This window comes from Kocuria sp. NBRC 114282 (assembly GCF_030268385.1).
Classification (GTDB): domain Bacteria; phylum Actinomycetota; class Actinomycetes; order Actinomycetales; family Micrococcaceae; genus Kocuria; species Kocuria palustris.
Map to the genome: position 1 here is coordinate 43668 of NZ_BSQO01000008.1, position 25495 is coordinate 69162.

General features: G+C 71.1%; 22 protein-coding genes, 2 tRNA genes and 2 riboswitches. Of the genes, 12 read left to right on the top strand and 12 right to left on the bottom strand.

Going from position 1 to position 25495, the window contains the following annotated elements; genetic code table 11:
- Positions 1 to 77: 77 nt before the first annotated feature.
- Positions 78 to 192: riboswitch (SAM riboswitch) on the top strand.
- Positions 193 to 273: 81 nt separating this feature from the next.
- A complete protein-coding gene (locus QSJ40_RS11375; RefSeq protein WP_285731084.1) occupies positions 274 to 1695 on the top strand; it encodes an LLM class flavin-dependent oxidoreductase in 1422 nt (473 codons plus the stop codon).
- Positions 1696 to 1820: 125 nt separating this feature from the next.
- Here QSJ40_RS11375 and QSJ40_RS11380 read toward each other — a convergent pair whose 3' ends face one another.
- Complete coding sequence (locus tag QSJ40_RS11380; protein ID WP_200860743.1) at positions 1821 to 3776, bottom strand: APC family permease; 1956 nt, start codon at positions 3774 to 3776, stop codon at positions 1821 to 1823.
- 88 nt (positions 3777 to 3864) lie between these two features.
- Positions 3865 to 5181: an MFS transporter gene (locus QSJ40_RS11385; RefSeq protein ID WP_285731036.1), complete on the bottom strand. Its 1317-nt coding sequence runs from the start codon at positions 5179 to 5181 to the stop codon at positions 3865 to 3867.
- Positions 5176 to 5283, bottom strand: a riboswitch (TPP riboswitch). It overlaps the preceding gene by 6 nt.
- 101 nt (positions 5284 to 5384) lie before the next feature.
- Here QSJ40_RS11385 and QSJ40_RS11390 point away from each other — a divergent pair.
- Positions 5385 to 6542, top strand: coding sequence for a heparan-alpha-glucosaminide N-acetyltransferase domain-containing protein (locus tag QSJ40_RS11390; RefSeq protein ID WP_285731037.1), 1158 nt, complete (start codon positions 5385 to 5387; stop codon positions 6540 to 6542).
- Between the two features lie 21 nt (positions 6543 to 6563).
- Here the strand turns inward: QSJ40_RS11390 and QSJ40_RS11395 are convergent, their stop codons facing one another.
- Positions 6564 to 7580 carry an acyl-CoA thioesterase gene (locus QSJ40_RS11395; RefSeq protein ID WP_285731040.1) on the bottom strand — a complete coding sequence of 339 codons (1017 nt, stop codon included), beginning with the start codon at positions 7578 to 7580 and terminating at the stop codon, positions 6564 to 6566.
- 72 nt (positions 7581 to 7652) lie between these two features.
- A tRNA-Ser gene (locus tag QSJ40_RS11400) sits at positions 7653 to 7740 on the bottom strand.
- Positions 7741 to 7880: 140 nt separating this feature from the next.
- On the opposite strand from QSJ40_RS11400, the gene QSJ40_RS11405 reads away from it, so the two are divergent.
- The 4 genes from QSJ40_RS11405 to QSJ40_RS11420 all read left to right on the top strand — a co-directional run bounded on the left by QSJ40_RS11405 (position 7881) and on the right by QSJ40_RS11420 (position 12373).
- The gene (locus QSJ40_RS11405; protein ID WP_285731042.1) at positions 7881 to 8876 is read left to right on the top strand and encodes an NAD(P)H-quinone oxidoreductase; all 996 of its coding nucleotides are present in this window, start codon (positions 7881 to 7883) and stop codon (positions 8874 to 8876) included.
- A 280-nt stretch (positions 8877 to 9156) separates the two neighbouring features.
- The gene (locus tag QSJ40_RS11410) at positions 9157 to 11478 is read left to right on the top strand and encodes a carbon starvation CstA family protein (RefSeq protein WP_006214681.1); all 2322 of its coding nucleotides are present in this window, start codon (positions 9157 to 9159) and stop codon (positions 11476 to 11478) included.
- Positions 11479 to 11557: 79 nt separating this feature from the next.
- Positions 11558 to 11752 carry a YbdD/YjiX family protein gene (locus QSJ40_RS11415; protein ID WP_006214680.1) on the top strand — a complete coding sequence of 65 codons (195 nt, stop codon included), beginning with the start codon at positions 11558 to 11560 and terminating at the stop codon, positions 11750 to 11752.
- A gap of 138 nt (positions 11753 to 11890) precedes the next feature.
- Positions 11891 to 12373, top strand: coding sequence for a hypothetical protein (locus QSJ40_RS11420; RefSeq protein WP_285731046.1), 483 nt, complete (start codon positions 11891 to 11893; stop codon positions 12371 to 12373).
- A gap of 103 nt (positions 12374 to 12476) precedes the next feature.
- Here the strand turns inward: QSJ40_RS11420 and QSJ40_RS11425 are convergent, their stop codons facing one another.
- Complete coding sequence (locus QSJ40_RS11425) at positions 12477 to 13118, bottom strand: response regulator (RefSeq protein WP_006214678.1); 642 nt, start codon at positions 13116 to 13118, stop codon at positions 12477 to 12479.
- Positions 13115 to 14431 (bottom strand): sensor histidine kinase, encoded by a 1317-nt coding sequence (locus tag QSJ40_RS11430; RefSeq protein ID WP_285731049.1) that lies wholly within the window; start codon positions 14429 to 14431, stop codon positions 13115 to 13117. Before QSJ40_RS11430 ends, QSJ40_RS11425 begins: the two co-directional genes overlap by 4 nt.
- Positions 14432 to 14620: 189 nt before the next feature.
- Between QSJ40_RS11430 and QSJ40_RS11435 the strand changes: the two genes are divergently transcribed.
- Together QSJ40_RS11435 and QSJ40_RS11440 are read left to right on the top strand one after the other, a co-directional pair.
- Positions 14621 to 15730: an ABC transporter permease gene (locus tag QSJ40_RS11435; protein ID WP_285731051.1), complete on the top strand. Its 1110-nt coding sequence runs from the start codon at positions 14621 to 14623 to the stop codon at positions 15728 to 15730.
- Positions 15731 to 15773: 43 nt separating this feature from the next.
- Positions 15774 to 16541, top strand: a complete 768-nt coding sequence (locus tag QSJ40_RS11440; RefSeq protein WP_285731053.1) for an ABC transporter ATP-binding protein — start codon at positions 15774 to 15776, stop codon at positions 16539 to 16541.
- Positions 16542 to 16557: 16 nt separating this feature from the next.
- On the opposite strand, the gene QSJ40_RS11445 is transcribed toward QSJ40_RS11440, so the two are convergent.
- On the bottom strand, positions 16558 to 17358 hold the full coding sequence (locus tag QSJ40_RS11445; RefSeq protein WP_285731056.1) for a hypothetical protein: 801 nt from the start codon (positions 17356 to 17358) through the stop codon (positions 16558 to 16560).
- A gap of 332 nt (positions 17359 to 17690) precedes the next feature.
- A tRNA-Thr gene (locus QSJ40_RS11450) sits at positions 17691 to 17766 on the bottom strand.
- Positions 17767 to 18032: 266 nt separating this feature from the next.
- Between QSJ40_RS11450 and QSJ40_RS11455 the strand changes: the two genes are divergently transcribed.
- Positions 18033 to 18752, top strand: a complete 720-nt coding sequence (locus QSJ40_RS11455; protein ID WP_006214673.1) for an HAD-IA family hydrolase — start codon at positions 18033 to 18035, stop codon at positions 18750 to 18752.
- A 13-nt stretch (positions 18753 to 18765) separates the two neighbouring features.
- Here QSJ40_RS11455 and QSJ40_RS11460 read toward each other — a convergent pair whose 3' ends face one another.
- From QSJ40_RS11460 to tmk, 3 genes are all read right to left on the bottom strand, one after another.
- A complete protein-coding gene (locus QSJ40_RS11460; protein ID WP_285731059.1) occupies positions 18766 to 20346 on the bottom strand; it encodes an alpha/beta hydrolase in 1581 nt (526 codons plus the stop codon).
- Positions 20347 to 20420: 74 nt separating this feature from the next.
- The gene (locus QSJ40_RS11465) at positions 20421 to 21560 is read right to left on the bottom strand and encodes a DNA polymerase III subunit delta' (protein WP_206391155.1); all 1140 of its coding nucleotides are present in this window, start codon (positions 21558 to 21560) and stop codon (positions 20421 to 20423) included.
- Positions 21557 to 22309: a dTMP kinase gene (gene tmk / locus QSJ40_RS11470; RefSeq protein WP_285731062.1), complete on the bottom strand. Its 753-nt coding sequence runs from the start codon at positions 22307 to 22309 to the stop codon at positions 21557 to 21559. The genes QSJ40_RS11465 and tmk overlap by 4 nt, the downstream gene beginning before the upstream one ends.
- On the opposite strand from tmk, the gene QSJ40_RS11475 reads away from it, so the two are divergent.
- From QSJ40_RS11475 to QSJ40_RS11485, 3 genes are all read left to right on the top strand, one after another.
- Positions 22308 to 23522, top strand: coding sequence for a trans-sulfuration enzyme family protein (locus QSJ40_RS11475; RefSeq protein WP_285731063.1), 1215 nt, complete (start codon positions 22308 to 22310; stop codon positions 23520 to 23522). The genes tmk and QSJ40_RS11475 overlap by 2 nt on opposite strands.
- A gap of 10 nt (positions 23523 to 23532) precedes the next feature.
- The gene (locus QSJ40_RS11480) at positions 23533 to 23883 is read left to right on the top strand and encodes a DUF2516 family protein (protein ID WP_006214668.1); all 351 of its coding nucleotides are present in this window, start codon (positions 23533 to 23535) and stop codon (positions 23881 to 23883) included.
- A 63-nt stretch (positions 23884 to 23946) separates the two neighbouring features.
- Positions 23947 to 24702, top strand: a complete 756-nt coding sequence (locus QSJ40_RS11485) for a phosphoglyceromutase (RefSeq protein WP_006214667.1) — start codon at positions 23947 to 23949, stop codon at positions 24700 to 24702.
- 126 nt (positions 24703 to 24828) lie between these two features.
- On the opposite strand, the gene phoU is transcribed toward QSJ40_RS11485, so the two are convergent.
- The gene (gene phoU / locus QSJ40_RS11490) at positions 24829 to 25479 is read right to left on the bottom strand and encodes a phosphate signaling complex protein PhoU (RefSeq protein WP_285731067.1); all 651 of its coding nucleotides are present in this window, start codon (positions 25477 to 25479) and stop codon (positions 24829 to 24831) included.
- Positions 25480 to 25495 lie beyond the last annotated feature (16 nt).

The following is a 25495-nucleotide window of genomic DNA, read 5'->3' on the forward strand; positions in this document are numbered from 1 at the left end:
ATCGGAGGACGAGCGGGGCAACGCGCGGCACGGGCTTCGCACCGTCGCCTCAGGTGTGCATAGGATGACGCTCACACGATCAAGAGTTCCGGCCCACAGCCCTGGCTGGCCGGACGGCAACCCTCTCCCGTAGCGGGGTGCCCCAGGTGAGGATCGGGCCGCTCGCTAGACCGCGTGCGGCAAGTACGGCGCACGCACGCGCTGGACCCGCAGGTTGGCCGCGGCATGAGCGGCGCACGGGGCGCGGGTCTGTCTTCTCAGGAGCAGCCTTCTATGGCCAAGCGGATCTCCCTGAACGCCTTCGACATGACCTGCGTGGATCACCAGAGCTTCGGGCTGTGGCGCCACCCGCGCTCGCGGGCCACGGAATACAACACGATCGAGTACTGGACGAACCTGGCCCAGGTGCTCGAGCGGGGCCGCTTCGACGCCCTGTTCCTGGCCGATGTGGTCGGCATCTACGACATCTACCGCAACTCGGCCGCCCCCTCGATCGCCGGCGGCGCGCAGGTCCCGGTCAACGATCCGTTCATGCAGATCTCCGCCATGGCCGCGGTGACGAAGAACCTCGGCTTCGGCGTGACCAGTGCGGTCACCTACGAGCAGCCGTACACGCTGGCCCGCAAGTACGCGACGCTGGATCATCTGACCCGCGGGCGCGTGGGCTTCAACGTGGTGACCTCCTACCTGCCCTCGGCCGCCGAGAACCAGGGCCTGCCCACGCAGATCGAGCACGACGAGCGCTACGAGCTCGCCGAGGAGTTCCTCGACGTCTGCTACAAGCTGTGGGAGGGCTCCTGGGAGGACGACGCCGTCGTGAAGGACGTGGAGCGCGGGATCTACGCCGATCCGGCCAAGGTCCACCCGATCCAGCACCAGGGCAAGCACTTCACGGTGCCTGGTGCGGCGCTCACCGAGCCCAGCCCGCAGCGCACGCCGCTGATCTTCCAGGCCGGAGCGTCCTCGCGCGGTCAGGCCTTCGCCGGCAAGCACGCAGAGGCCGTGTTCATCGGCGCCCTGCGCCCGGACCTCACCCGGCACATGACCGACCGGATCCGCGACAAGGTCGAGGCCGAGGGGCGCGATCGGAACGACGTGAAGATCTACGCGATGCTCTCCGTCGTGGTCGACGAGACCGACGAGAAGGCCCAGGCCAAGTACCGCGAGTACCAGAGCTATGCCAGCCTGGAGGCCTCGCAGGCCATCATCGGCGGCTGGTCCGGGCTGGATCTGTCCAAGTTCCAGGAGGACGAGGTCCTGAACTATGTCAAGACCGAGGCCATCCAGTCCTTCCTCACTCCGTTCACCATGCAGGACGGGGCCAAGCAGTGGACCCGCGAGGAGATCGCCCGCCACTGCGCGATCGGCGGCATGGGCGACGTGGTCGTGGGCTCCCCGCAGACCGTGGCCGATCAGCTCGAGACCTGGATCGACGAGGGCGGGCTGGACGGGATCAACCTGGCCTACCACGTGTCCCCGGGCTCGTTCGAGGACTTCGTGGAGCACGTGGTCCCGGAGCTGCAGAAGCGCGGCCGCTACCGCACGGACTACGACGGGCCCACCCTGCGCGAGAACGTCTACGGCGCCGGGCAGACCAAGGTGCTCGACACCCACCCGGCGGCCAAGTACCGCGGGGCCTACGTGGGCAAGCCGTCCACGGCGGACACCCCGTCGCGGGATCTGTCGCAGGGCTGAGTCGCCGGCTCGGCCGATGAGCAGAGGCCCGTCCGAGGGCCTCTGCCAGCACGCACGCTCGTCGAACCCCACTCGGACGAGGAGATCGCGTCCGTCACGGACGGCCCCATTGCTTGCGCGGAGCCTCAGGTCACGTGCACGAACGGGCGGTCCTGCTTGCGCGGCACCGCCCGGCGCAGGACCTCGTGCACCGCCGTCGCCGTCTGACCGCGGCCGAGGAGCAGGAAGCGCAGGGAGTTGACCAGGGGCGAGCCGTCGGACCACTCGAGGTAGAGGTGCGACGGCCGCCCCGTCCGGTCCCGGACGGCCAGGGCCACGCCGGCCAGGCAGGTGGGCACCGACGAGCCCTCGGCGCGCAGGACGCGGTGGCCGTCGATCTCGTGGGCGCTCACGCGCAGCCGGTCCTCGAAGTCCGATGGATCGCGCAGGGTCACCTCCACGAACAGGACGCCGTCGGCCGAGGGAAGACGATGCCATTCGCGCTCGTCGCGCAGCTTTTCGGCCAGGTCGGGGTCGCTGAGCAGGAGCTGCTGGGCCTGGGCCCCTGCTGCGCCCAGCTGGGTGCGCGGCCGGTGCGCGATCAGCCGCACCGTGCGGCCGCGGCAGCTGCGCAGCCAGTCCTGGGAGGTCTCGTCGAAATCGATGCTGCGGATCCGCAGCTCCGAGGCCCGCCAGACCCGCGAGGCGAACGACGCCGCCAGCAGGGCCGCGATGAACACGAGGGCCACGTGGAGGCCATCGGGGCGGCTGATCATGTTGTCGGCGGTCGTGTAGGCGATCACCACGGTGATCGCCGCGAATCCCACGGCGGCGCGTCGGTGCCCCCGCTTTCCGGCCGACAGGGTCGAGGCGAAGGAGGCCGAGAGCATCAGTACCAGCACCCCGGTCGCGTAGGCCCCGCCCTGCGCATCCACGTCGGCGCGGAAGACCGCCGTGACGACCAGGGCGGCAGCCAGGATCGTGAGCACCAGCGGCCGCGGAGCGCGGGTCCACTCGGGCGCCATGCCGTAGCGCGGCAGGTAGCGCGGGATGAGGTTGAGCAGACCGGCCATCGCCGAGGCGCCCGCGAACCACAGGATCAGCACCGTCGACAGGTCGTAGACCGACCCGAAGGTCTCGCCCAGCAGGCTGTGCGCCAGGTAGGCCAGGGCCCGCCCGTTGGCAGCGCCGCCGGGCTCGAAGTCCCCGGCCGGGATCAGGATCGTGCACACCAGCGACGAGGTCAGCAGGAACCCGGCCATGATCAGCGCAGCGGTCGTGAGCAGTCGTCGGGTGCCCTCCACGCGGCCCCGCAAGCCCCGCGAGGTGCGCACCAGAGGCATCACGGAGACCCCGGTCTCGAAGCCGGACAGGCCCAGCGCCAGCTTGGGGAACACCAGTGCAGCCACGGCGACCGCCGCCCAGGGCGAGGAGTGCTGGCTCAGCGCCGCATGCCACCACTGCGCGAATCCGATCTCCTGCGAGCGGGCGATCTGCCACCAGCCCACCGCCAGCACCACGGCGTTGAGGCTCAGATACACGGGGACCAGGACGACGGCCACGCTGATGGCCTCCGAGAACCCGGCCATGAACACCGCGCCCAGCAGCAGGAGCAGCCCGACGGTCACCCAGAACTGCCAGTGATGCGCCTCGGCTGGCACGTGCGGATTCTCGACGATGTGCACGGCGGCATCGGCCGAGGACAGGGTCATGGTGATGACGAAGTCCGTGATCGCGAAGCCGAGCAGGCACAGGACCAGCACCTTGCCGCTCCAGCGCGGCAGCAGCGTCTCGAGCATCCGGATGGAGCCGGCGCCGTGCGGGGAGGCCACCGCCACCCACCGGTAGACCGGCAGCGCGCCGAAGAGTGTGACGGCCACCAGCACCAGGGTGGCCAGCGGGGAGATCAGCCCGGCGGCCAGGATCGCGATGCCGGGCTGATAGCCCAGGGTGGAGAAGTAGTCCACGCCGGACAGGCACATGACCTTCCACCAGGGATGGGTCTTCTCGTCGCGATCGGGTCGGCGATGCGGGGCGCCGTAGGAGGCGGAGGGGGATCCTGCCAGCAGCCAGGCGGCGGCGCGGGAGGGCGGTGCGATCATGGCGTACATGATGCGCCTGTCCCGCTCAAGGCCCCGCCGCCGAGGGCCTCAGGCGGCTGGCAGTTGCCTGTGAGCCGCGATCTGCCGATCAGTCGGGCAGCGGACCCGACCGATCTGGCTCGGGGCCGAGCAGCCCGCCGAGGGCCACCAGGAGCCCGCCCACCGCGAGCACCGCGGCGATCGCCGCGTGCGGCCCGAGCAGCTGCTGCAGCGGCGGCAGGTAGTAGGGGTAGAGAGCGGGCAGCACGATCGAGATGCTGTAGGCCACCCCGTATCCGCTGGCCCGGATCTCGTCGGGGAAGCGCTCCGTCAGATAGGCGCCCACCGGCCCGTAGCCGGTCACCGTCGTGACCTGCAGCGCGGCTGCCAGCAGCAGCACCGTGCCGATGCCGGCTCCGAGGGCCCCGGACAGCAGCGCCAGGAGGATGACGGGGGAGACCGCTGCGCAGAGCAGCCCGAAGCCCACGAAGAACCGGCGCCGCCCGATCCGACTGGACAGCGCACCCGCCCCGGCCATGGCCAGCGCGGACACGGCCGTCGCGCCCAGCATGACGAGGGAGACGGTCTGCGGCTCGAGCTGCGGCATGCGCGAGAGCTGGGCGGTCAGGGTGGGCACTGCCATGTAGGTGAGCAGCCACAGCCCGGTCATCAGCACGAGGACCTGCCGCAGCGACCGGCGGCTGCTGCCCCTGACGAGCTGCGCCAGCGGGTGCGCCGAACGGGCCGGGCGCCGGCGCTGCGGAGCCTCCTCGACCATGAGGCGGTAGTAGATCAGCATGGCAGCGGCCAGGGCGGCGCCGAGCAGGAACGGCAGCCGCCAGCCCCAGGCGGCGTACTCGCTGTCGTCCAGCAGCAGCAGGAGGAGGAAGGTGACGGCGGCGATGCTGGCGTTGGCCAGCGGCGACATCGCCATGATCATCCCGCTGAGACGACCGCGTGAGCGCGGGCGCGCCCACTCCATGGCCAGCGGGATCGCCGAGGTGTACTCCCCGCCCAGGAAGATCCCGCCCAGGAGGCGCAGCGCCAGCACCGCCAGGAACGTGCCCGCGCCGAGCACCTCGTGCCCGGGGACCAGCGCGATCAGCAGGGTCGTGAGGCAGATGCCGGCGAGGGCGACCTGGGTGATGAGCACCCGGCCCGCGCGGTCGGCGATCGGGCCGAAGATCATGGCCCCGAGCGGGCGGCCCAGCAGGGTGGCCACGAAGATCAGGCCGGCATTGCGCACGATGTCGTGATCGCCGAACAGCTGCGCCGACACCGGAGCCAGGGCGATCACGGGCAGGAAGATGTCGAACTGGTCGACGTAGTTGCCCATGATCCCGCCGCGGATCGCGCGGCGGGTCGGTGCGGGAGGGCGCCCGTCGGAGGATGCGGTCGCGGGGGCGGACAGGGGTGCAGAAGGCATCGAGCTCTCACTTCCTTCGCCGGTATGAACCGGAGCAGGTTCGACGGTCGAAGCCGCGTCAGCTTCCTCTCAGCCCGTGCCCGGGCTCCCGTGTGGGGTCATTCAGCGGTGCAGGTCCCACGACCTGCGCGCCGCACCGTCGATCCTAGCGGTGCGACGGGCTCGCGTGGCCGAGGCCCGAGCATGTGAGGCACAGTGAGGGCGTGCCCCTCATCGCTTCCGAGCCCTCGAGCCCCCCGACGCGCCCGGACCCGGGGGCCCGCATGCTCGGCATCGATCTGGCGCGGGCCGTCGCCCTGCTCGGGATGATGGCCACCCACACGATGGACCTGGTGGATGCGGCCGGTGATCCGCAGCCCGTCGGGCTGATCGCGGGCAAGGCGGCAGCCCTGTTCGCGGTGCTGGCCGGGTTCTCCGTCGAGCTGTCCACGCGGCGCTATGGGTGCTGGCGCGAGGCGGCTGCCTCACTGGCGGTGCGCGGCGTGCTGATCGCGATCCTCGGACTCGTGCTGGGATCGCTGTCGAGCTCGATCGCGGTGGTCCTGGTGAACTACGGGGTGCTGTTCCTGCTCGCCCCGCTGGTCCTGCGTCTTCCGGCCCGATGGCTGGCGGCCACGACCGTGCTCTGGCTGGTCGCCTCCCCGGTGGCCTCCCACCTGATCCGCGACGGGCTCGGCCTCCAGCGCGCCGTCGAAGCGCCCGAGCTCTCCCACCTGGCTCAGCCGGGGGAGCTGGCCCTCGGAGTCCTGCTCACCGGCTACTACCCGGTGCTGCAGTGGATGGGCTACCTCCTCGTGGGGCTGCTCCTGGCCCGGCTCGACTGGCGCAGCGCCGCCACGGCCGCCTGGGCCGGGGCCGTCGGCGCCCTGCTGGCCGCTGCGGCCTGGGTGAGCTCGCAGCTGCTGCTGTCCGCAGGCGGGCACGAGGCCCTCGAGCGCGCCGGCTCCGGTCTGTCGCCGCTGGCCTGGGGCTCGCCGTATGCCGCGCAGACCATCGGCAGCCACGGGAGCACGCCCACGACCACATGGTGGTGGCTGGTCACGGTCGGTCCGCACTCGTCGACGACCTTCGACCTGGTCTTCACCTCGGGCATCGCGGCGGCGGTCATCGCCGTGTGCGTCCTGATCTGCCTGGCGATAGGGGAGCGCACCCGCCTGCTGATGCCCGTGCTCGCGGCCGGCTCCATGCCGCTGAGCATGTACACGCTGCACGTGATCCTGTCCGAGCTCACCGACCTGTACGTGCTGCATGTGCTCCTGCTGCTGGGGCTCGCCGCGCTGTGGCGGGCCGGCGGGGAAGGCCCCGGCCCGCTCGAGAGCTTGGTCTCCGGGACCGTGCGGCTGGTCGTGCCGCGGCGCTGAGCCTCCCGGCGCCGCGTGGCCTCAGGCGGACGTCGTCGACTCGCCGGACTCCTCCAGCAGGTGATTCGGCAGCCGATTGCCCTGGGCGCGGCTGCGGATCTCGAGCAGCGTGCGTGCGTGCTGCCACAGCCGCTTATCCGCCTCGGTCACCGGCTCCCAGGCGGGGACGGGCACGGAGGTGCCCTCCTCGTCGCGGGCCACCATGACTGTCAGGCAATTGGTGGTGACCTCCAGCTCGCGGGACTTCGGATCCCCGGAGCGGACCTCCACGGCGATGTGCATGCCCTTCGTCCCGGTGTAGATCAGGCGGGCGTCGACCTCGACCAGATCCCCGATGTGCAGGGGGCGCATGAAGCGGATGCCGCCGGAGAACACGGCCACGGTGTCCCGGCCGCAGTAGCGGGTCGCACAGAGATATGCGGCCTCGTCGATCCATTCCATGACGATGCCGCCGTGGACCTTGCCGCCCCAGTTCACATCGGTGGGGGCGGCCAGGAAGCGCAGGACCTCGCGCTCGCCGGTGCCCTCCGCGCTGAAGTCCTGGCGGGCGATCTCGGCGGTGATCTCCTCGCGGATCGGGATGCGTGAGAGCGCGTAGTCACGGGCCAGCTCCTGCTCCAGGCCCCGCGGCTCGAAGCTCGGCACGGGCGTGGACTTCCCGCTGCCGTCGACGGCCACGAAGATCGTCAGGCACCGGGCCCGCTGCTCGAGCTCGCCCGTCTTGGGATCGCCCGAGCGCACCACGGTGTTGATGTGCATGGAGGACCGGCCCGTGGTCAGCACCGTGCCGGTCACCTCGACCATCTCGCCGACCTGCACGGGGTACTCGAAGTGGATGTTGCCCACGTAGGCGGTCACGCAGTAGGAGCCCGACCAGGCGGCGGCCGCGGCGAAGGCGGCCTTGTCCACCCACTCCAGGACCCGGCCGGCGTCGACGGTCCCGGAATGCCCCTCATCGGTGGGCGCTGCCAGGAACCGCAGCGTCACCTCGTGGCGTCGGGAGCGGCTGTCGGCGGGGGCGGGCGGCGTCTGGTCCATGGCGATGAAACTACCGCAGGTGATGCGGCGAGAGCCCCGACCGCGGGGGTCGGGGCTCTCAGCTGCTCTGCGCGGAAGGTAAGGGATTCGAACCCTTGGTGCAGGGTCGCTGCACAACGGTTTTCAAGACCGTCTCCTTCGGCCGCTCGGACAACCTTCCCGTGACGGGTCGGCATGCACCGCCCGCACATCGGCTCATTCTTCCACTGGCATGCGCTGGGAGCCGAATCGACGCGGCGGGCGTCTGCCCGCCTCCGTAGCCTGGGCACGACACACCCCGACGATCGCAGGAGGCCCACCATGCGCGCAGTCGCCGAAGCCGACCACGGAGGACCCGAGGTCCTGACCGTGACCGATCAACCCGTCCCCGAGCTCACCGCCGACGGGATCCGAATCCGCGTCGAGCATGCCGGGATCAACCGCGCCGACGTCCTCCAGAGAACCGGTCATTACAAGGTTCCCGACGGCGGCTCCGCGATCTACGGACTCGAGATCTCCGGCCGCGTGCTCGAAGTCGGCGCCGAGGCCCCGCAGCACGCCCTGTCCGGAGACGTCCTGGTGCCCGGGGCCCGAGTCTGCGCCCTGATGGACTCGGGAGGCTACGCCGAAGAGGTCGTCGCCCCGGCGGCGAACGTCCTGCCAGTGCCGGATGCCCTGTCCATGACGGATGCCGCCGCGCTGCCCGAGGTGCTGGCCACCGTCTGGTCGAATCTCGTGATCGAGGCCGGTGCTCGGTCCGGGCAGACGCTGCTGCTGCACGGCGGCACGGGCGGCATCGGCACGGCGGCCATCCAGATCGCCCGTTCGATCGGCATGCGCGTGATCACCACCGTGAGCTCCGAGGCCAAGGCCGAGTTCGTCCGCGAGCTCGGCGCGGAGGCCATCCGCTACGACCAGGAGGACTTCGTGGGCCGGGTGAAGGAGCTGACCGATGGCCGCGGACCGGAGATCATCTTCGACGTCGTCGGCGCCAAGTACCTCGAGCCGAACCTCAAGGCGCTGGCGGTGGACGGGACGCTGATCATCATCGGGCTGCAGGGCGGTCGGAAGGCCGAGATCGATCTGGGCTCTTTCATGGTGAAGCGCCAGCATCTCGTGGCCACCACGCTGCGTGCTCGGCCGGCGGATCAGAAGGCTCGGATCATGGCGCAGGTCCACGAGCACGTCTGGCCGCTCGTGGCCTCCGGCCAGATCCGCGCTGTTCTCGACAGGGAGTTACCGCTCGATCAGGCCGCGCAGGCGCATGAGCACTTCGACTCGGGGACGCACATCGGCAAGATCCTGCTGACCCCGTGATCGAGGACCGGCGAGGCCATCGAGAGGCCGATTCCCCACCGCACCTTCATCGAGCGGCCGGATCCTCACCACTTCCGTCGGCTAGCGGTGAGGAATTGGCCTCCGGATGAGCTGGCAGTGGGAAATCGGCCACTCGATGCGCTTGCGGGGCGGCGGCCCGCCCGCGGCGCCCGCCCCGTGAAGCGGATCACCCTCCGGCTTAGACTCCCGGTGACAGGTGCGCGGCCCCGGCCCTCCGGTCGAGGCCGCGCCTTCCCCTCTCCCTCACCAGGAGCCTTCCATGAGCACCACCGTCACACCGCCCGGAGCCGGCGGATCCGGCACCACTGATCCGCGCACCGACCTTCCTCCGGCCGCCGTCGAACCCGAGGTCCTCGAGGCCGAGCAGGCCAAGTGGACCCCGGCCAAGATCGCCCTGTGGGTCGCCATCGCCCTGGTGGGCGGACTGGCCTGGGTCATGCTGGCGATCGTGCGCGGCGAGACCGTCAACGCGATCTGGTTCGTGCTGGCAGCGGTCTGCAGCTACTTCATCGCCTACCGGTTCTACTCCAAGTTCATCGAGCGCAAGCTCGCCCAGCCCGACGACTTCCGCGCCACCCCGGCGGAGTACAAGGCCAACGGCCGCGACTACCTGGCCACGGACCGCCGCGTGCTCTACGGCCACCACTTCGCCGCGATCGCCGGCGCCGGCCCGCTGGTCGGCCCCGTGCTGGCCGCCCAGATGGGCTACCTGCCCGGGACCATCTGGATCATCGTCGGCGTGATCCTCGCCGGTGCGGTCCAGGACTACCTGGTGCTGTTCTTCTCCATGCGCCGCGGCGGCCGTTCCCTGGGCCAGATGGCCAAGGACGAGCTCGGACCGGTCGGCGGCTGGGCGGCGATCATCGCGACCCTCGTGATCATGATCATCATCGTGGCCATCCTGGCCCTGGTGGTCGTCAACGCTCTGGGCGAGTCCCCGTGGGGCGTCTTCTCGGTGGGCATGACCATCCCGATCGCGCTGTTCATGGGCATCTACCTGCGCTACATCCGCCCGGGCAAAGTCCTGGAGATCTCCATCGTCGGCTTCGCGCTGCTGATGCTCGCGATCGTGGCCGGCGGCTGGGTCGCCGACACCGACTGGGGCGTCCAGCTGTTCACCCTGGAGCGCGTGACGCTGGCGTGGTTCGTGATCATCTACGGCTTCGTCGCCGCCGTGCTGCCCGTGTGGCTGCTGCTGAGCCCGCGCGACTACCTCTCGACCTTCATGAAGGTCGGCACCATCCTCCTGCTGGCGGTGGCCATCGTCGTCGTCCGTCCGGAGATCTCGGTGCCGGCGGTCTCGGAGTTCGCCGGGCGCACCGACGGCCCCGTGTTCTCCGGCGCGCTGTTCCCGTTCCTGTTCGTCACGATCGCCTGCGGCGCCCTGTCCGGGTTCCACGCGCTGATCGCCTCGGGCACCACCCCCAAGATGATCGAGAAGGAGCGCCAGACGCGCCTGATCGGCTACGGCGGCATGCTCATGGAGTCCTTCGTGGCGATCATGGCGCTGGTCGCTGCGATCTCGATCGACCGGGGCATCTACTTCGCCATGAACTCCTCGCCCGCCGCCACCGGCGGCACGGTCGAGGGTGCCGTGGCCTGGGTGAACTCGCTGGGACTGGCCGGTGTGGACGTCACACCGGAGCAGATCCAGGGCACGGCAGACGCCGTGGGCGAGGAGTCGATCGTCTCGCGCACCGGCGGCGCGCCCACCCTCGCTGTGGGCCTGGCCGGGATCATGAACCAGTGGTTCGGCGGAGCCTCCATGATGAGCTTCTGGTACCACTTCGCGATCATGTTCGAGGCGCTGTTCATCCTCACCGCCGTCGACGCCGGCACCCGTGTGGCCCGCTTCATGCTCAGCGATTCGCTCGGCAACTTCATCCCGCGCTTCCGCGACCCGGACTGGCGGCTGGGAGCGTGGCTGACCACGGCGCTGATGGTGGCCGGCTGGGGATCGATCCTGATCCTCGGCGTCACCGACCCGCTGGGCGGCATCAACACCTTCTACCCGCTGTTCGGCATCGCCAATCAGCTGCTGGCCGCGATCGCGCTGGCGGTCTGCCTGACGATCGCCGCCTCCCGAGGCCGCTTCGGCTACCTGTGGATCATCATCGTCCCGCTGGCCTTCGACTTCGCCGTGACGGTCACGGGCTCGTGGCAGAAGATCTTCTCCTCGAACCCCGCGATCGGCTACTGGGCGAACAACGCGGCCTTCCGCAAGGCGCTGGCCGATGGCGAGACGAGCCACGGCACCGCGCAGACGACGGAGGCCATGGAGGCGGTCGTGCGCAACACGACCGTGCAGGGCACCCTGTCCATCCTGTTCGTGGTGCTGACGATCACGGTCGTGGTCATGGCCGTCATCCGCACGATCCAGCACTACCGCGCGCACGGGAAGATCGGCGTGCAGGATCTCAGCGGGCAGGCCGTCGGGCACGAGGACCCGTATGTCGAGTCCCGGTTCTATGCTCCGGCCGGCTTCATCACGACGCCGTCGGAGAAGCAGCTGGCCCAGCGCTGGGAGCAGATCCCGATCGAGCAGCGCACTCCCGGCGGACTGTCGGGGCACGGGCACTGAGGCGGTGCTCGTCGTCGGGAGACGACCCCGGCGACGAGCGCGGCCATCGCACGGCACGACGAGAGGAGGAGAGGACCAGATGACGTCGATCCTCGAGGCGGTGTCCTCGCTGAAGCGGTTCGCCGACGGCGTGCTGGGCGCCGACAAGTACCAGCGCTATCTGGAGCACCACCGCGCCCACGGGTGCGAGGGGGAGAAGCCCATGTCCGAGCGCGAGTTCTGGCGCAGCTGGCAGGACTGGCAGGAGCGCCACCCGGAGGGTCGCTGCTGCTGAAGCGGGGCGCCAGGTTCTGCCTCCAGTGGCCCTGTGGTGTGCGTCTCGAGCTCGAGAAGCACACCGCGGGGCCACTGGTTCGTGGGGCGCCGGAATCGCATCGTCCCGGATGGTGACGACGTGTCATCATGGAGGTCTATGGGATTCCTCAGCGAGCATCGGGCACAGCGCCGCGATGAGAAGCAGTTGGGTCTGGGCGTGTGGCGTCGCGCCCATGACCGGTTCCGGCGCGGGCTCGATCGCTTTCACCAGGTGCTCGAGCAGATCCAGGACGCCGGCCTGCAGGCCGCGGCCGTCCCCGCGGCCAACGAGCTGGCCGATCTGCTCCCCCGGGTGCGCGCGCTGTGCACGGCCGCGCAGGCGATGGCGCCCACGAACGACCAGGACATCCCCGGCTCCGAGGGCGGCTGGCTCAATGACCTCCATCGGGAGCTGTCACGGGCGGGCAATGACATGGCCCAGGCGGCCGAAGCGCTGGCGCTGGCCCGCTTCCGCACGCCGGGCATCGACCCGGAGACGGCCCGCGCCCAGCGCCTGGAGGCCGTGCGGCGGCGCGCCGAGGCCGTCGGCGGGCACATCGTGCGCGGCGAGGCGCTCGTGCAGGAGCACGGGGCGGTCTGAGGCGAACGGCCGCAGCGCCGTCGCCGAAGGCGAGCTGCCCGGACGCATCGCTCTGAGGCAGCTGCAGCGGCTGCGTGCTGATCCGCAGCCCGCGCCCTCGGGCTCAGATGAGCCGCTGCTCCCTGGCCCGGTGCACGGCGGCGGTCCGGTTGTCCACGCCGAGCTTGTCGTAGACGTGCAGCAGGTGCGTCTTGACGGTGGCCTCGGAGATCACGAGCTGCGCTGCCAGCTCGCGGTTGCTTGCACCCGTGGCCAGTCCCTGCAGGATCTCGATCTCCCGTGCGCTGAGGCTCTGCGCCGGGCGAGCCGCCCGCTGCACGAGCTGCTGGGTCACCGACGGCGCCAGCACGGAGCGACCCTGCGCGGTCTGGCGCACGGCCTCTCGCAGCTGCTCGGCGGGGGAGTCCTTGAGCAGATAGCCGGTGGCTCCGGCCTCCAGCGCGGAGACGATGTCCGCCTGCGTCTCGTAGGTGGTCAGGACCAGGACGGGAGGCCCGCCGCGGTCGCGGAGCCTGCGGATGGCCGTGGGCCCATCCATGGTCGGCATCTGCAGGTCCATGATCACGACGTCCACGTGCTGGTCGTCGAGGGCGGCCAGGGCTTGGGCCCCGTCGCCTGCCTCCGCGAGGACCGCGAGCGTGCCGTCGGCCTCGAGCAGAGCCTTCAGCCCGGCGCGCACGACGGGGTGGTCGTCCACGAGCAGCAGGCCCAGAGGGGTCTCGGTCGTCGGGGCGGGGTGGGTCATGTCCGGTCTCGATCCTTCGAGGGCTGCTGCGGTGTGCTCGGCCGGGCGACGGGCGCGGGCAGCTGCAGAGCCGCTGCCGTGCCGGCTCCCGGGCGCGACTCGATCGACAGCCGCCCGCCGAGCTCGCGCGCACGTCGGCGCAGGTGGGGCAGGCCGTAGCCGCCGTCGCGCCCGGGCCTGTGCGGCGCTGCGGCGTCGAATCCCACGCCGTCGTCGACGACGTCCAGGGTCACCGTCTCCGGCCAGTAGGCCAGGGTGACGGCCGCGCGGGAGGCGCGGGCATGGGTTTCGACGTTGCTCAGGCAGGTCTGGGCCGCGCGCAGGAGCACGGCCTCGGTCGCCTGCTCCAGGTCCCGGGGCTCTCCCTCTACCCGCAGGGAGACGCTCAGGTCGGTGCCTGCGGACTCGGCACGCCCCTGCAGGCCGTCGACCAGATCGCGCAGGGCCGATTCGAGCCCGGCGGCCAGGCGCGGCGAGGCCAGGCCCTGGACGAAGCGACGGGCCTCCGCGAGATCGGCCGAAGCCGTCGACTCCAGGACTTGCAGCTGCTCGGCGGCGGCGTCCGGGCGATCCTGCGCCAGGGAGTCCTGGGCGGCGCGGGAGAACAGCACGATCGAGGCGAGGCCCTGGGCCAGGGTGTCGTGGATCTCGCGGGAGAGCCGGTCGCGCTCGGCGAGCACCCCCGCGCGGTGCTCGCGGTGGGCGAGCTCCTCCCTGGCGGCCTGCAGCGCGACGACGGTGCGGCGGTGGCGCTGGGCATCTCGCCACAGGGCCCGGTAGGCCCAGGCCGCGATCACGGCGAACACCGCGCCGAGGACCGGGCCGATGACCTGCCCGGTGCCGAAGCCCCCCGTGCCTGCGTGCAGAGCCTGGGTGGCGATCACCACCGCGGTGAGCCCGGCGACCGCAATCAGGCTCGGCATCGTCGGCAGCACGGCCTGGACGACGAAGAACAGCGGGAAGACCACCCAGGAGAAGTCCGGTGCGCGCAGAGCAAGCAGGCACCACAGCACGAGCACCGCCGCCAGCCACACGCCCGCGCTGGCCGGGCGCGCACGGGGACGGACGCCGAGGAAGGCCCGATGCTCAGCGACGGTGCCGCTCAGATAGGCGAGGCCCAGCATCACGGACAGGGCCAGCGGCCACAGGGCGCCGGGCCAGGAGGCGCCGATCAGGAACCGGCCCACTGCCAGTCCCAGCAGCCCGGCGAAGCTCACGTGCAGGATCACGCGCATGGCCCGCAGCACGGCGGGAGTCGCTGCGGCCTCGTCGGAGTCCGGGCCGAGGGCCCGGTCGGCGGCGGAGGTGGTCATCGCTCCAGCCTACGGATCCTGCCGGACGGGGCATCAGCCGATCGGCTGATCCCGGGGTGCGCCGTTCGGTGCGCTCAGGACCCCACCGCCGTCCGATGCGCCCGAGACCTGCCGCGGCGGACAGTGGAGCCATCGCACAGCGCCGGGAAGGCACCCGGCCCCTCGAACCATCCGCCAGGAGTGACCAGCATGTTCCTCTCCCTGCGCGATCTGCGCTTCGAGCGCGGTCGCTTCGCCCTGATCGGCTCCGTGGTCGCCATGATCACGCTGCTCGTCGTCATGCTCACCGGTCTGACCGACGGTCTGGGCCGCCAGTCCACCTCCGCCCTCGAGGCGCTCGAGGCCCCGCGCATCGTCCTGGCCGCGGGCAGCGACGGCGAGGATCCCTCCTACAGCGATTCCCGCATCGACGCCCAGCAGGCCGGGTCATGGGCCCGCGCCGAGGGCGTCGAGGCCGCCGAGCGCTTCGACGTCGGGCGCGCTCAGCTCGAGCACGACGGCGCCTCGGCCTCGGCTGCCGTGCTCGCCCTGCAGCCGGGCACCGAGCTGGCCCCGGACCTCGAGATCCTCGAAGGACGGGCCCGTCCGGGGGCCGGGCAGACCGTCCTGTCGCAGGAGACGGCCCAGTCGCTGGGCGTCGGTGTCGGCGACGAGCTGGACGCGGGTGCGCTGAAGCTGACGGTCATCGGCATCGCGGCCGATGAGTGGTACTCGCACTCTCCGGTGGTGTGGACCTCGACCGAGGACTCCGCGCAGCTGCTGCGCATGGGCGACGGCCAGAGCAGCGCGCTGGCCGTCTTCCCCGCCGACGGCCTGAACGGCAGCGAGCTCGAGGATCGGATGACCGATCAGGACGAGGCCGCAGGCACCTGGAGCGCCGGCACGCGCGACTCCTTCGCGGCACTGCCCGCCTACAGCTCGGAGCGCGGCTCCCTGCTGATGATGCAGGCCTTCCTCTACGGCATCGGCGCGCTCGTGGTGATCGCGTTCCTGACCGTGTGGAGCATCCAGCGCACCCGTGAGGTCGCGATCCTGCGCGCCCTGGGGGCCTCTCGCGGCTGGGTGCTGCGCGATGCGCTGGCCCAGTCGGCGGCCGTCCTGCTGGGCGGAACCGCGCTCGGACTGGTGCTCGGCGGCCTCGGCGGCGCCCTGGTGACAGGAGCGGTGCCGTTCAGCCTCACGCCGACCACCACCCTGGTGCCCGCCCTGGGGATCCTGCTGCTCGGCTTGGCCGCCGCGCTGCTGGCCGTGCGCCGGGTCGCTCGCGTGGACCCGCAGATCGCGCTGTCCGCGGCTTGAGCCCCTGCCCGCTTTCCGCCCTCTGCTTCCGAAGGAGCCCGACATGACTGTGCTGTCCACCGCCCCCGCCCCCTGGCAGTCCGCCGAGGCTGCTGAGCGCGTCGATTCCGCAGCCGCGCTGCGGCTGCGCGACGTCCGCCTCAGCTGGCCCGACGGCCAGGACGACGACGGGCGCCCCCGAGTGGTCCACGCCCTCGACGGCGTTTCCATGGAGGCACCCGCCGGGGTCCTCACCGCGGTCACGGGGCCGTCGGGATCGGGCAAGTCCTCCCTGCTGTCCGTCGTGGCCGGTCTGGTCGGAGCGAGCTCGGGGCAGGTGCTGATCGACGGCCGCGACGTCGTGCAGATGACCCCAGAGCAGCGCGCCGAGATGCGCCGGACCCGGGTGGGCGTCGTGTTCCAGCAGCCCAATCTGCTGGCCTCGCTGACCGCTCGGGAGCAGCTGCTGCTCACCGCGCACATCGGCGGACAGGATCGGCGCCGGCGCCGGGAGGCGGCCAGGCGCGCCGACGAGCTGTTCGAGCTGCTCGGGCTGGAGGCCGCCGCCGGTCGCAGGCCCCACCAGCTCTCGGGCGGTCAGCAGCAGCGGGTCAACATCGGCCGGGCGCTGATGTCGAGCCCGTCGGTGATGCTCGTCGACGAGCCCACGGCCGCGCTGGATCACGAGCGCTCGATCTCCGTCATGCAGATGCTGCGAGACGCGACGCGGCGCTTCGGCACCGCCACGGTGCTGGTCACGCACGAGGCCGAGCTGCTGGAGGACGACGACCGCCGGCTGACCTTGGTCGACGGGCGGCTCACGGCGGGGTGAATCGGGGTTGGGTCGCTCAGGAGCGCTCGGCCGATAACTGCTGGGCGCCGAGCATCGTGCCCTGAAGAGCGGGCATCTCGAGCAGTGCCCCATTCGCGAAAGCTTGCAGGCGACGGTTGGCTGTGACCACCCAGCTGGCGCCGAGGCTCCCCTCCTGGGGGATCTCTCGCACGCTCATGGTGTGGAGCTCGGCATCCTGGAACGGAGCGAAGGCTCGGCTCAGCAGCTTCTGGATCCTCGGCTGCGACAGCATCATCCAGGAATTCCGGTGTATATGCCTCAGGACCCTGACGCCGTTGACGAATTCCACGAAGTGCCCGTGGTTGCATCGCCGCTCGTTCACGCTGAGCTGGCCTGCGGGCGTGGAGCAGATGGTGTCGACCGCCAGCAGCATCTCCACGAGGATGCGAGTGGCCGACAGGAGCCTGAGCTGCAGGTCAGGGTCCTGCTGGCTTGCGGTCCGAGCTTCCTGGGTGCGCTTTCTGGCCTTCCAGCGACCCCTTGCGGGCGAGGTGGTGTCCGGCTCCGGAAGCGCAGGGCCTTCTTCCGGGATCTCGAAGCTCAGGAGATAGGACCCCGGTCCGTCCGTGCGCAGCGCGCAGCGCACCAGGGGGCGCTGCGCGGACGGCGCGGTTCCCATGCTCTCGCACATCACCGTGTTGCAGATCTCTGCGCAGGCATCGAACGCGTCGCGCGTGCGCTCATCGAAGACGAGTCGGGGCTTCAGCCAGATGGAATCGAACTCGACCCAGACGGAGTCATAGGCCTTGTGCGTGGATGTCGTGGCAGTCGTGGCAGAGGGAGAGCTGAGAATCATTGCCGTCCTAGGGCTCAGCTGTCGACGTGGCGGGCTTCCGGGGGGAGAAGCTCCGTCCGTCTGACAGAGCGAGACGCGTGATGGGCAGGGCGCGCCAGGGTTCAACTTAGGCCTGAAGTGTGATGATGCCCAGGATTCGGTTGCCGGTGTTGCATGTCTTTGCAGGTTGATGTCCATCAGACATCGCAGCTCTGTCCCTCGTCTCTGCGATCGACGGGGTGATCAGGGGGCTGCCGCGGAGATCGGATCTGCCGCGAGCTCCGGGCTGGCTCGTGTCGTGAGAGAACCCCCAGGCCGTCCCGTTCTCACGGGATCGGATCTGGGGGTTCTGCTGGAGCCGCCTGCCGGAATCGAACCGGCGACCTATTCATTACGAGTGAATCGCTCTACCGACTGAGCTAAGGCGGCGCGACCGGACCGCGGCGGGCCACAGCGCGGATGACACCCTAGCACCGTCGGGCGGGCCGGTCACATCCGTGCGGACGTCGAAGCCGGGTCGAGATGCATGAGTGTTCGTCGTGTGTTCACCCTCACGTCGGTGCGAATCCGCGACCGCGCTCGGACCGGGGGAGAGCATGGTCGCTGCAGCCCCTCGTGCTGAGCGAGGCCCCTCCTGCTCCGAGACCGCTGCTGCACGGCGCGCTGAGCAGGCATCGATCGCTGAAGGACCGCAGATGACCCTCCGCCCAGACATCGTCCGCAATCTCCGCCTGGCGTTCATCGACATGTCGGGGACGTCCTTCGAGGACAACGGGATCATGGAGCGCGCCTTCACCCGCACGCTCGAGAAGCTGGGCATCGCCGCGGACTCGCCGCGCTTCACGGGCATGCTCGGCTTCGTGCGCGACACCCTGGGCCAGTCCAAGGTCCGCGTCTTCCAGCACCTCTTCGAGGACGAGCCTGCCGTCGCCGCCGAGGCCAGCCGCGAGTTCGAGCGCCAGTTCGACGAGCTGCTGCGCACCGACGCCGTCACTGCCGTCCCGGGCGCCGAGGACGTCATCCTGGGGCTGCGGGAGTCCGGGCTGAAGGTCGTGCTGGCCACCGGCTACAACCGCCACAGCCAGAACCAGATCCTGGAGCACCTGGACTGGATGGGTCTGGCCGATCTGAGCCTGTGCCCCTCCGACGCCGGCCGCGGCCGCCCCTACCCGGACATGATCCTCACGGCGCTGCTGGCTCTGGACCTCGCCGACGTCCGCGAGGTCATGGTCGTGGGCGACACCGCCGCGGACATGCTCTCCGGGCGCCGGGCGGGATCCCGCGCCAACGTGGGCGTGCTGACCGGAGCCCACCGCGAGGACTCCCTGCGCACCTCGGGTGCCGACGCGGTCGTGGACTCCATCCGCGACATCCCCGGCCTGCTCGAGCTGCCGCTGCGCTCGCACGCCTCCTGAGCGCGGCCTCCGCTCAGATGCCGGCGTCCCGGCAGACCGTGCCCTCCTCCGGGAGGATGCCCTCGAGGAGATAGGCGTCGACCGCCTCGACGATGCACCCGTTGCCCGAGGAGTAGGAGACGTGGCCCATGCCCTCCCGGGTGAGCAGGGTGGCCCGTCCCAGCTGCTCGGTCAGGGCCTCGGACCAGGCATACGGGGTCGCCGGGTCCTCGGTCCCGCCCACGACCAGGATCTCGGAGTCGCCCGAGTACTCCGCCGGCTCGTCCGGATCCTCCTCGACCGGTCCGTACGGCCAGCCCTGGCAGGCCGCCTCCGCGTAGCCGAGATAGGGGCCGAAGGTCGGCGCCCGCTCGGTGAGCTCCTGCTGCTGGGCCGCCATGTCCTGGTCGGTGACCGAGTCGTCGGTCGAGTCCAGGCAGTTGACCGCGCTGAAGGCGACGGTCGAGTTCCCGTGGTACGTCCCGTCCTCCTGGCGCCCGTGGTTGAGGTCGGAGAGCTCCTGGAGGGCGTCGTAGTCGCCGTCCGAGGCGTCCCGCAGGGCCTGGTTGAGCCTGGGGTAGGTGGCGGTGCTGTACAGCGGCGTGATGATGCCCTCGGCCACCTGGACGGGGGTCACGCGTCGGCCGTCGGGCCCGGTGATCTCCTCGTCCGCGGAGCGGGCCAGGATCTGCTGGACCTCCTCCATGCCGTCGTCCGCGGAGCCGTCCGTGAAGCAGTCGGCGGAGTTCTGCGTGCAGTCCTCCATGAAGTCCCGCAGCGCGCTCTCGAATCCCACTGCCTGGCCCATGGCCACCTCGGAGTTCGAGGCCTGCGGATCGACGGCACCATCGAGGACGAACCGCCCCACGCGATCCGGGAACTGCCGGGCGTACTCGGCGCCGATGCGCGTGCCGTAGGAGAAGCCCAGGTAGTCGGTCCGGTCCTGGCCCAGGGCTGCGCGCATGACGTCCAGGTCCTTGGCCACGGAGGCCGTGTCCATGTGCTCCAGCACAGGTCCCGAGTGCTCTGCACAGCCCTCGCCGAGCTCCCTGTACTCCTCGCGCAGATCCTCTGCCGTGATGTCCTGGCCCACGAGCGAGGGCTGGGAGCGCCATGCGTCGAGGGCGGCGTCGTCGTCGAAGCACTGGATCTCGTCCGAGCGGGAGACGCCGCGAGGGTCGAAGGAGACGATGTCGTAGCCCTCGCGCAGATCGTCGCCGAACAGCGGACCGGACTGGGAGATCAGGTCCACCCCGGAGCCGCCCGGTCCGCCGGGGTTCACGACCAGCGCACCCTCCGGGGCATCCCCGGTCGAGGGAAACCGCGCCATGGCCACCGTGATGGTCTCGCCGTCGGGATCGGAGTAGTCCACCGGCACGGTGAGCTGCGCGCACTGCTGGTCGTCGCCGCCGAAGAACCCGGAGATCCCGCCGGAGTCCTCGCACGATCCCCAGTCGAGCTCCTGGGCGTAGAACTCGTCCATGCCCTGCGCAGCGCCCTCGGGTGCCGACTGGCCCCCGGCGGGGGAGTCGTCATCGGTGCAGGCGCTCAGCGCCAGGGCGCATACGGCCAGGGCAGCGGCCAGCCGCATCCGGCGGCGGGGGCGGTGGCTCATCCGGGGGGCATCCCATCTGTGGTGCGGATTCGTGGTCCGGCCCGGCGCGCACGGGACGCGCCGACGGGCGGGCCTCAGAGGAGGGAGACGGCCATGGCCTCGAAGGCCAGTCCGGCGGCGGCGCTGGTGCGGATCCTGGTGCGCGTGCGGGCGATCGTGTCGATGCGCTCGAGGGACTCCTCGGGCGTGGAGTTCAGCGCGTGATCGCGCAGCGAGTCCGCGATGTGCTGGTTGACCAGCTCCGACCCGGTCTGCAGCTGCAGCGTGAGGGCATCGCGGTAGAACGTGGTCAGATCGATCAGGAAGCGGTCCAGGGTGTCCGTGCGCACGCGCTTGGAGCGGCGCTTCTGGTCCTCCTCCAGGCGCCGCAGGGCGCTGCGCACGCTGGGCGGCATCTTCCCGGACTCCGCGGCGCCCATGGAGGTCAGCAGGTGCGCGCGCTCCTCCTCGTCCCGGGCCTCCGACTCGGCGGTCGCCTCCTCCTCGGCCAGGCGCGTCAGCCGCCCTGCCTCGCGCACGGCATCCGAGACGCCGCCCAGCCGCAGAGGCATCTCGACGACCCGACGACGGCGCTCGCGGGCGTCGTCGTACAGGGCCAGCCGGCGCGCCACGCCCACGTGGGACTGGGCCAGGCGGGCGCATTCCAGTGCGCGGGCCGCCGGCACGCCGTCGCGGCGCTCGAGCAGCTCGGCCACGGCCTCCACGGGCGGCACCCGCAGGGTGACGGGGCGGCAGCGCGAGCGGATGGTGACCAGGACGTCGCTGGGGCTCGGCGCGCACAGCAGCCAGATGGTCCCCGGCGGCGGCTCCTCGATGGCCTTGAGCATGACGTTGGAGGTCCGCTCGGCCATGCGGTCGGCGTCTTCGATCACCATGACCCGCCAGCGCCCCACCGACGGGCGGTCCTGAGCCCTGACCACGAGCTCGCGGGCCTCGTCGATGCGGATCTCGGTGTGCTCGGTGCGGAAGTGTGTGAGATCGGCGTGCGAGCCGGCGCGGACGGTGCGGCAGGCGGAGCACTCGCCGCAGCCGCGATCGGCGGGATCCGGCTGCTCGCACAGCAGCGCGGCCGCCAGCGCGAGAGCGGCGTGGGAGCGCCCCGATCCGGGCGGCCCGGTCACGAGCCAGGCGTGCGAGGGCTGCTCATCACGGGCAGCCCGGGCGAGCTGATCCACGACGGCGTCCTGCCCCACCAGGTCGTCCCAGACGCTCACGATCGCTGCCCTCCGGAGGCCCTCTGGGCCAGCAGGTCGAGCACGCGCTCGCGGATCTGCGCCGCCAGCTCCTCCACGGGGGCGTCGGCCTGCAGCACGAGGTAGCGCTGCGGCGCCTGCGTGGCCAGCTCCAGGAAGGCCTGGCGGACCTCCTCGTGGAAGGGGGCGGGCTCCTGCTCCATGCGATCCGGGGCGCGCTCGGCCCGGCGAGCCCGCCCCGTCTCCTCGGGGACGTCGAGCAGCACGGTCAGATCCGGCAGCAGGCCGTCGACCGCCCACAGGTTCAGATCCCGCACGGTCTGCGTGCCGAGCTCGCGCGCCGCTCCCTGATAGGCCACCGAGGAGTCGAGGTAGCGATCGGTCAGGACCGTGCTGCCCTCGCGCAGCGCAGGAAGAAGGGTGCGCTGGACGTGGGCGCTGCGCGAAGCGGCGAACAGCAGCGCCTCCGTGCGCGGATCCACCGGCGCGTGCTCGGGGTCCAGGACCAGGGAGCGGATCTGCTCGCCCAGGGCCGATCCGCCGGGCTCGCGGGTGAGCAGCACCGGCACGCCGCGCTCCCGCAGGGACTCGGCCAGCAGGCGCAGCTGCGTGGACTTGCCGGCGCCGTCGCCGCCCTCGAAGGCGATGAGAGCGGCAGGCGTGCTCGCTGGGCTGGTCTGGAATGTCACACGGACACTGTAGGGGCCGCGGCAGACATCGGCGCCGCCCCCATGAAGCGTGTGGGCGCGGCCGTCATAGGGTGAGGTCATGACTTCTCCGGATTCCGCCGCGCCCCGCCCGAACGCCGAGCAGCAGCCCTCGGGGGAGACCCTCCACGGGCGGCTGCGTCCGGCCACGATCGCGGTCGCCGGCGGTCGCCCGGCCCCGGAGCGCGATGCTCCCGTCGGCCCGTCGATCGTGCTGAGCTCGACCTACCGCGGCGCGGGGGAGCCCGTGCCGGGCGAGCGCATGTACGGCCGCGCCAGCAACCCGACCTGGGACGACTTCGAATCCGTGCTGGGTCAGCTCGAGGGCTCGCCGCTGCCGTCGCTGGCCTTCGCCTCCGGGGTGGCCTCGATCTCGGCCGTGCTCTCGCTCGTGCCGCTGGGCGGCCGGGTCGTCGTGCCGGTGCACGTCTACATGGGCACCATGACGCTCGTGCGCGAGGCCGAGCAGGAGGGTCGGATCCGCGTCGATGCCGTGGAGGTGACCGACACCGACGCCGTGCTGGCCGCCGCCGAGGGCGCAGATCTGGTGCTGCTGGAGTCGCCCACCAATCCCATGCTCGAGGTCGCCGACCTCCCGGAGATCCTGGCGGGCACCCGTCGCCTGGGTGTGCTCAGCTGCGTGGACAGCACCTTCACCACGCCCCTGCTGCAGCGTCCGCTGGCCTGGGGTGCCGACCTCGTCGTGCACTCGGCCACCAAGTACTTGGCGGGGCACTCGGACGTCGTCCTGGGAGCGGCCACCGCCGTGGATCCGGAGCTCCGCCAGCGCCTGCACGCCCATCGCTCCCGCCACGGCGCCATTCCCGGCCCGTTCGAGACCTGGTTGGCCCTGCGGGGGATCCGCACGCTGTCCCTGCGCGTCGAGCGCGCGGGTGCCAGCGCCGCCGAGATCGCCCGTCGCCTGCTCGAGCAGCCCGGCGTGCGCGCCGTGCGCTACCCGGGCCTGACGGAGGACCCCGGCCACGAGCGGGCCGCTCAGCAGCTGCAGGGCGGCTTCGGGGCGATCGTGGGACTGGAGGTCGACGGCGACGCCGCAGCGGCCGATCGTGTCGTCGAGGCCCTGCGCCTGTGGGTGCCGGCGACCTCGCTGGGCGGCGTCGAGTCGCTCGTCGAGCGCCGTCGCCGCCACCCCGAGGAGCCGCGCACGGTCCCGGAGTCGCTGGTGCGCCTGTCCGTGGGCATCGAGGACGTCGAGGACCTCTGGGAGGACCTCGAGCGGGCGCTGGCCGCAGTGGGCGAGCCCGCCGCCCGGTAGGATCGTGGCCATGTCCCTCACCTCCCTCATCCTCTTGGCCGTCGGGGTGGTCGACGTCGCCGTCATGGTGCTGGTGACCGTCCTGGCAGCCATGGCGTTCCTCCACTGCCTGTCCGCCAAGCCCATCCAGTTCCAGCGCGCGTTCAAGCGCACCCGGACCTTCTGGATGCTGGTGACGGGCGCCTGCCTGCTCTTCAGCCTGCTGATGACCGTTCCCGCGGTGATCGCGCTGCTCACCGGCGGCATCCCGCAGATGGGGCAGCTGATCTTCGTGCTGGTCGCGGCAACCGCCTCCGGCGTGTACCTGGCGGATGTCAAGCCCGCTGTCAACGTCGAGTCCTCGGGGCCTTCGGCCTGGTGACGCCGCCGGTCGCGGGTCAGCTCGGCACTCGCCCGTCGGTCCCTCAGGTGCGATACTCGGGGCATGGCTACTGAAGCGAAGTACAACCTGATCCTGCTCCGTCACGGGCAGTCCGACTGGAACGAGAAGAACCTCTTCACGGGCTGGGTGGATGTGCCTCTCACCGAGAAGGGCCGCGGCGAGGCGACTCGGGGCGGCGAGCTGCTCAAGGAGCGCGGTCTGCTCCCGGACATCGTGCACACCTCCCTGCTGCGCCGCGCGATCATGACGGCCAACCTGGCCCTGGATGCTGCGGATCGCCACTGGATCCCCGTCAAGCGCTCCTGGCGCCTCAACGAGCGCCACTACGGCGCCCTGCAGGGCAAGGACAAGGCGGAGATCCGCGAGAAGTACGGCGAGGAGCAGTTCATGACCTGGCGCCGCTCCTACGACGTCCCGCCGCCCCCCATCGAGGACGGCGACGAGTACTCGCAGGCCGGCGATCCCCGCTATGAGGACGTCCAGAACCTCCCGCGCACCGAGTGCCTCAAGGACGTTCTCGAGCGCTTCCTCCCGTACTGGGAGGACCAGGTCAAGTCGGACCTCAAGGCAGGGCGCACGGTCCTGCTGGCCGCGCACGGCAACTCGCTGCGCGCGCTCGTCAAGCACCTGGACGGCATCTCGGACGATGAGATCACCGGCCTGAACATCCCCACCGGCATCCCGTTGGTCTACGAGCTCGACGCCAACTTCAAGCCGATCACCCCCGGCGGCGAGTACCTGGACCCGGAGGCTGCGGCCGAGTCCATCAAGGCGGTCGCGAACCAGGGCAAGAAGTGAGCTGTGGCCTGCGCCCCGACCACCGGGGCGCAGGCCGGCAGCAGCGCTTCAGCGCACGGGGCCCGGATGCCATCAGGCATCCGGGCCCCGTCGTCGCTGGGTGCGGTGCTGCTCGCACCGTCCGGCTCAGGCCGGGGGCGCCCACTGCCCGGTCACCAGGTACGAGACCTTGCGGGCCACGGCGATCCCGTGATCGCTCATGCGCTCGAGATAGCGGGCCGAGAGCGTGACATCCACGGTCGTGTGCACCGGGGCGTCCCAGTCCGGTCGGCCCATGGCATCGAGGATCCCGCGGTGCATGGCGCTGACCTGCGCCTTCTGCTCGGCGATCCGCTCGTAGAGGGAGATGTCGCGCGTCTCGAGCATCTCGATGACCCCGTCCAGGATGGCCAGGTCGAGCTCGAAGAGCCGCGCGTAGTCGTCGGCCAGACGCTCGGGGATCACGGCCTCCGGGAAGCGGCGGCGGGCATCCTGAGCCAGGTGCCGAGCCAGGTCGCCCATGCGCTCGAGCGAGGTGCTCATCCGCAGCGCGGCCACGAGGGTGCGCAGGTCGGAGGCCACGGGGGACTGGCGGGCCAGGATGTCGATCGAGCGCTCATCGAGCTCGTCCTGCAGCAGGTCGATCCGGGCGTCGTTGGAGATGACGCCCTGGGCGGTCTCGAGCTCGGTCTCCAGGAAGGCTGAGCGGGCCTCGGACAGCGCCTGACGCACGAGCCTGGCGATCGCCACGAGCTCATCGCCCACCTGCTTGAGCTCCGCCTGGAACACCGTGCGCATCCTGCGCCTCCCCTCG

Coding starts and splice junctions, on each gene's coding strand:
- QSJ40_RS11375 (WP_285731084.1), top strand. CDS start 274: ATGGCCAAGCGGATCTCCCTGAACGCCTTCGACATGACCTGCGTGGAT.
- QSJ40_RS11380 (WP_200860743.1), bottom strand. CDS start 3,776: ATGATCGCACCGCCCTCCCGCGCCGCCGCCTGGCTGCTGGCAGGATCC.
- QSJ40_RS11385 (WP_285731036.1), bottom strand. CDS start 5,181: ATGCCTTCTGCACCCCTGTCCGCCCCCGCGACCGCATCCTCCGACGGG.
- QSJ40_RS11395 (WP_285731040.1), bottom strand. CDS start 7,580: ATGGACCAGACGCCGCCCGCCCCCGCCGACAGCCGCTCCCGACGCCAC.
- QSJ40_RS11405 (WP_285731042.1), top strand. CDS start 7,881: ATGCGCGCAGTCGCCGAAGCCGACCACGGAGGACCCGAGGTCCTGACC.
- QSJ40_RS11410 (WP_006214681.1), top strand. CDS start 9,157: ATGAGCACCACCGTCACACCGCCCGGAGCCGGCGGATCCGGCACCACT.
- QSJ40_RS11415 (WP_006214680.1), top strand. CDS start 11,558: ATGACGTCGATCCTCGAGGCGGTGTCCTCGCTGAAGCGGTTCGCCGAC.
- QSJ40_RS11420 (WP_285731046.1), top strand. CDS start 11,891: ATGGGATTCCTCAGCGAGCATCGGGCACAGCGCCGCGATGAGAAGCAG.
- QSJ40_RS11425 (WP_006214678.1), bottom strand. CDS start 13,118: ATGACCCACCCCGCCCCGACGACCGAGACCCCTCTGGGCCTGCTGCTC.
- QSJ40_RS11430 (WP_285731049.1), bottom strand. CDS start 14,431: ATGACCACCTCCGCCGCCGACCGGGCCCTCGGCCCGGACTCCGACGAG.
- QSJ40_RS11435 (WP_285731051.1), top strand. CDS start 14,621: ATGTTCCTCTCCCTGCGCGATCTGCGCTTCGAGCGCGGTCGCTTCGCC.
- QSJ40_RS11440 (WP_285731053.1), top strand. CDS start 15,774: ATGACTGTGCTGTCCACCGCCCCCGCCCCCTGGCAGTCCGCCGAGGCT.
- QSJ40_RS11445 (WP_285731056.1), bottom strand. CDS start 17,358: ATGATTCTCAGCTCTCCCTCTGCCACGACTGCCACGACATCCACGCAC.
- QSJ40_RS11455 (WP_006214673.1), top strand. CDS start 18,033: ATGACCCTCCGCCCAGACATCGTCCGCAATCTCCGCCTGGCGTTCATC.
- QSJ40_RS11460 (WP_285731059.1), bottom strand. CDS start 20,346: ATGAGCCACCGCCCCCGCCGCCGGATGCGGCTGGCCGCTGCCCTGGCC.
- QSJ40_RS11475 (WP_285731063.1), top strand. CDS start 22,308: ATGACTTCTCCGGATTCCGCCGCGCCCCGCCCGAACGCCGAGCAGCAG.
- tmk (WP_285731062.1), bottom strand. CDS start 22,309: ATGACCTCACCCTATGACGGCCGCGCCCACACGCTTCATGGGGGCGGC.
- QSJ40_RS11480 (WP_006214668.1), top strand. CDS start 23,533: ATGTCCCTCACCTCCCTCATCCTCTTGGCCGTCGGGGTGGTCGACGTC.
- QSJ40_RS11485 (WP_006214667.1), top strand. CDS start 23,947: ATGGCTACTGAAGCGAAGTACAACCTGATCCTGCTCCGTCACGGGCAG.
- phoU (WP_285731067.1), bottom strand. CDS start 25,479: ATGCGCACGGTGTTCCAGGCGGAGCTCAAGCAGGTGGGCGATGAGCTC.